The 3,362-nt window shown below is 71.5% G+C and carries 4 protein-coding genes; 1 reads left to right on the forward strand and 3 read right to left on the reverse strand.

Going from position 1 to position 3,362, the window contains the following annotated elements; all coding sequences use genetic code 11:
• Positions 1 to 311 precede the first annotated feature (311 nt).
• Positions 312 to 1,316, reverse strand: a complete 1,005-nt coding sequence (locus ACIOC0_RS38905; RefSeq protein WP_402161635.1) for a stage II sporulation protein M — start codon at positions 1,314 to 1,316, stop codon at positions 312 to 314.
• 129 nt (positions 1,317 to 1,445) lie between these two features.
• Here ACIOC0_RS38905 and ACIOC0_RS38910 point away from each other — a divergent pair, with 129 nt between their 5' ends.
• The gene (locus ACIOC0_RS38910) at positions 1,446 to 2,426 is read left to right on the forward strand and encodes an RDD family protein (RefSeq protein WP_402161638.1); all 981 of its coding nucleotides are present in this window, start codon (positions 1,446 to 1,448) and stop codon (positions 2,424 to 2,426) included.
• Positions 2,427 to 2,448: 22 nt separating this feature from the next.
• Here the strand turns inward: ACIOC0_RS38910 and ACIOC0_RS38915 are convergent, their stop codons facing one another.
• On the reverse strand, positions 2,449 to 3,066 hold the full coding sequence (locus ACIOC0_RS38915) for a hypothetical protein (RefSeq protein WP_402161640.1): 618 nt from the start codon (positions 3,064 to 3,066) through the stop codon (positions 2,449 to 2,451).
• A gap of 201 nt (positions 3,067 to 3,267) precedes the next feature.
• On the reverse strand, positions 3,268 to 3,362 hold a 95-nt coding region (locus ACIOC0_RS38920; RefSeq protein WP_351255708.1), incomplete at its 5' end, for an adenosylhomocysteinase.

Here is a 3,362-nt window from a genome sequence, read left to right on the forward strand (position 1 = left end):
CTATCAGATCTTTTTCCGATCCGATTTCCTCGGTGCTTTCCAGGTTCCCGCTTTTGTTTCGCGGTTTCCTTTCCGGCGGTTCCGACTTTATCAGAGGTTTTCAGCCGGTCAGACCGGCCGTTGTTTCCGATTCATCGGGGAGTGGCTTCTACGGAACCGAAGTTCCGCGAGGCCCTGTAGATACTAACTCGCTGCCGACCGGACCACGTCCAGTCCAGGCAACTGTTCGAATCTACCTCCCCGCGCGCTCCGTGTCAACGGTTTTTGCGGGGCGAAGAGGAGACTAGCAGTTCGGCGGAGGCCCACGCACATCAGGCGGCTGTCGGCACCATGGCGCTGCGCTCGGCTGCCGCCAGGTCGCCGGTGTCCCCCGCGCGCGCGGCACGGCCGCCGAGGATGTAGACGTAGGCCAGGAAGGCCACTTCGGCGGTGATGCCGATGGTGATGCGGGCCCACGTGGGCAGGCCAGAGGGAGTGACGAAGCCTTCGATGGCGCCCGAGACGAACAGGACGAGGGCGAGGCCGATCGCCATGCCGACGGCGGCGCGCCCTTCCTCGGCGAGGGCGGTACGGCGGGATCGCGGGCCGGGATCGATGACGGTCCAGCCCAGTCGCAGGCCGGTGCCGGCGGCGACGAAGACCGCGGTCAGCTCGAGGAGGCCGTGCGGGAGGACCAGGCCGAGGAAGGTGTCGAGGCGACCGGCGGAGGACATGAGGCCGATGCCGACACCGAGGTTGAGCATGTTCTGGAAGAGGATCCAGAGGACGGGCAGCCCCAGGAAGACGCCGAGGACCAGACACATGGCGGCGGCTTGGGCGTTGTTCGTCCAGACCTGGGCGGCGAACGAGGCGGCCGGGTGGCTCGAGTAGTACGTCTCGTACTGACCCCCGGGGCGGGTGAGCGCGCGCAGCTCGTCCGGGGCGGCCAGGGAGGCCTGTACCCCGGGATGGGTTCCGATCCACCAGCCGAGCAGGGCTGCTGTGGCGGTGGAGACCAGCGCGGTGGGTATCCACCAGTGCCGCGCGCGGTAGACGGCGGCGGGGAAACCCAGGGTGAGGAAGCGGGCGACGTCGTGCCATGAGGCGCGTCGGGTGCCGGTGACCGTACTGCGCGCGCGTGCCACGAGCCGGCTGAGCCGTCCGGTGAGTTGCGGGTCGGGGGCGCTGGACTGGATGAGGGACAGGTGGGTCGCCGTGCGCTGGTAGAGGGTGACGAGTTCGTCGGCTTCCGCGCCGGTGAGGCGGCGCCGGCGCAGGAGGGCGTCCAGGCGGTCCCATTCGGCGCGGTGGGCGGAGACGAAGACGTCGAGGTCCATCGGGGTGTCTGCTCCTCGGCTTCTCGTCGGCGACCGGTGGCGATGTCAGCTTGTCCTACGGAGGCGCGATGTGCGGTCAGCTTGGCAGACTGGCCGTCGTCGGGGCGGGTCGGGGAAGGGGCGGTGGTCGTGGGCGAGCTGGTGACGGGTGAGGCGGTGGCGTTGGAGCTGCGTCCCGCCCGGCTGCCGAGCAGGGCTCTGGCCGTGCTGCTCGATCTGCTCGTCGTCATCGCGGGTTATGTCGTCGTCAGCGTCGCTTTGCTGGCGGCCACGGCGTCGCTGGACGAGGCGGCGCGAACGGCGGTGGCGATCACCTCGTTCCTGTTGCTGTTGGTGGGGGTGCCGATCGCGGTGGAGACGCTCAGTCATGGTCGCTCGCTCGGGAAGCTGGCCTGCGGGCTGCGGGTGGTGCGGGACGACGGGGGGCCGATCCGGTTCCGGCACGCGCTGGTGCGGGGTGCGCTGGGGGTGGTGGAGATCCTGCTGACCGCGGGGGTGGTGGCGTGCGTGGCCTCGCTGGTGTCGGCGCGGGGGCGGCGGCTCGGGGACGTCTTCGCCGGGACGCTGGTGGTGCGGGAGCGGGTGCCCGTGGCGCGGAACGGTTTTCTGCCGCCTCCTCCGCCGTGGCTGGCGGGGCGGTTCTCGGGGCTCGATCTGTCCGCGGTGCCGGACGGTCTGTGGCTGGAGATCCGGCAGTACCTGGGGCGGATGGACCAGTTGGATCCGCAGGTGGGCCGGATGACAGCGGAGCGGCTGGCCGGTGATCTCGCGGCCCGGACGGGGGCTCCGGTGCCGCCGGGGGTGCCTGCGGCCGCGTTCCTGGCGGCGGTGGTGCACGAGCGGCGGGACCGGGAGGCGCGGCGGGCCTTCGGGGCCGGGGGCGGTCCGGGGGCTGGTGCTCACGGTCCGTCGGCCACGCCTTTCTACGGTGCGCCCGCTCCCCCTGTATACGGTGCGCCCGCTCCCCCTTCCTACGGTGACCACGGTCCGCCCGGCGCGCCCTCCCCCGGTGCGCCTGCCTCTCCTTCTCCCGCCGTTCCGCCGGTACCGCCTGTGTCCGGTCCGGCGAAGGACGAGGGGACGGCCACCGGGTTCGTCCCGCCCGCGTAGCCGCTCGCCGCTCCTGACCGCCTCAGTCGGTGAACGTCGACGGGGGTGATTCGAGGTCTTCCAGCTCGATTCCGGGGGCTGCGAGGACGACGTCGCCGGCGATGTGCACGGTGTGCTGTTCGCCGGTGTCCAGGGCTGTGACCTGGTATTCGTCCACGGTCAGGGGGCCGTTGTCAGTGGCGTGTGCTTCTCTTTTCACCAGGGCCCAGGACTGGTCGAGGGTGCGCGGTGCGAGGACCGGATCGGTGAAGGCGACGAGGCGGACGCGGGTCGCGGACGAGGAGGGAGCGAGACGCAGGAGACGGGTGGTGGCGACGAGGAAGGCGGGCGAGGTGCCGGTGAAGGCGTGGGCGGGGACGTTGCCTTCCGTGGCCTCGGCGCCGGTGGGGTCGGTGCGGACCCAGGTGACGCCGTCGAGGGCGGCGCCGCGCACCTGCCAGCCGGCGGCGTGGAGTTCGAGTCGGAGGGGGCGGCCGAGGTCGTCGAGGGTGAGGTCGACGGAGCCGGTGTGCTCGCCGGTGGGGGTGGTCAGCTGGGAGACGTAACGCCAGCCGGAGGGGCCGGGGGCGCAGTGGAAGTGCTCGTGGGCGAGAGGGGTGTGATCGTGCGGATCGTGGAGCGAATACCGGCCGCGGGGCATGGGGGTCCTGGGGTGTGACGGGCTGGTCCGGTCACCTCGGCGAGCCGGCCCGGTGCTGGTGAGTCGAAGGGGCCGGGTCGGTCGTGGGCCGACGGGACAGGCCCCCGACACGGGGGTGCGGGGGCCTGTCTCGGAGGGCCTGCCGGTGCCGGGGAACGCGTCCGTGCACGGACGGGTTCCCCGGTGGGCCGGGCTGTGGACTCAGTAGCGGTAGTGGTCCGGCTTGTAGGGGCCGTCGACCTCGACGCCGATGTAGGAGGCCTGCTCGGGGCGGAGCGTGGTCAGCTTCACGCCGA

Origin of the sequence: Streptomyces sp. NPDC088254 (genome assembly GCF_044740925.1) — a bacterium.
Taxonomy (GTDB): Bacteria; Actinomycetota; Actinomycetes; order Streptomycetales; family Streptomycetaceae; genus Streptomyces.

Excerpts from the sequence above, each read along its gene's own strand:
- ACIOC0_RS38915 (WP_402161640.1), bottom strand. The coding sequence starts at position 3,066 with ATGCCCCGCGGCCGGTATTCGCTCCACGATCCGCACGATCACACCCCT.
- ACIOC0_RS38905 (WP_402161635.1), bottom strand. The coding sequence starts at position 1,316 with ATGGACCTCGACGTCTTCGTCTCCGCCCACCGCGCCGAATGGGACCGC.